This is a genomic window from Paenibacillus sp. UMB4589-SE434 (genome assembly GCF_030226685.1).
Lineage (GTDB): Bacteria > Bacillota > Bacilli > Paenibacillales > Paenibacillaceae > Paenibacillus_B.
Window position 1 is genome coordinate 1 of record NZ_JASOYK010000019.1, and the last position, 1,068, is coordinate 1,068.

General features: G+C 41.4%; 2 tRNA genes. Both read right to left on the reverse strand.

Features of this window, described 5'->3' with window-relative positions:
- Positions 1–75 (reverse strand) — tRNA-Gly (locus QP775_RS25520).
- An 820-nt stretch (positions 76–895) separates the two neighbouring features.
- A tRNA-Leu gene (locus QP775_RS25525) sits at positions 896–979 on the reverse strand.
- Positions 980–1,068: the final 89 nt, after the last annotated feature.

Genomic DNA, 1,068 nt, shown 5'->3' on the forward strand with positions numbered 1-1,068 from the left:
TGGAGCGGACAACGGGATTCGAACCCGCGACCCTCGCCTTGGCAAGGCGATACTCTACCACTGAGCTATGTCCGCATTGTGATCTCGACTTTCCTTACCGGAGAGGCGACAAGAAATAATATATCATAAATCAAACATACTTGCAATAGCTGATTTAAAAAAAATAAGATGCACTAATCAAAAGCACACATTTAATCCCATTTTCAACTTTGCAGTCGCATAAGTGTAGTATTTGATGTTAAGGATATCAAATACAAATCACACATTAAATATGAAGCCTGACTGACAGATACAACATTTTAAGCAAATCTTGGTCTCCCTAGAGAGCCTTATCTTTCACGACCTCTATATATGCTTCTGCTAACGAATAAATGCCTCTATAAGATATTGTACGGTCATAATAAATACTACTTGTCATCGACTCTGAGTGAGCTGTGAGCCACCGTAAGAACATCTAAGGGGAATAAGAGCACGATTATCCCCTGGTCCAGCCTAGACTTAATTTAGAACGAATAATGAGAACGTGCTGTAGACCAGATTACTTGATAAGCGCCTCTACAATAGCATGGCGTAGGGAAACATAACTCATCGAATACTCATGCATATTAAGAAAGACCACCTTCCTGTTATCAGTCCTGCCAAGTACCAAACGAAATCAAAGCAGTCTTAGCGTATTTTACTGCACAGGATAGTATAAACAGCTTAAGAAGTCTCTCAAGGACCGGGAAGGCCCCGTAAATCCTTCATGCAGATGTCTGTTATTCATACTCATACGATTCTGATCAAAGGAAAGCAGCCTAGCATCATCATCTATTCCTTTGTATTCACGTAAATAACACATATATATAATCAAAAAAACACTTATCTAATTAGATAAGTGTCTGACTGTAATATTTGGTGCGCGTGAAGGGACTCGAACCCCCACGCCGAAGGCGCCAGATCCTAAGTCTGGTGCGTCTGCCAATTCCGCCACACGCGCACGTTCAAATATATAACTGGTGAGCCATGAAGGACTCGAACCTTCGACACCCTGATTAAAAGTCAGGTGCTCTACCAACTGAGCTAATG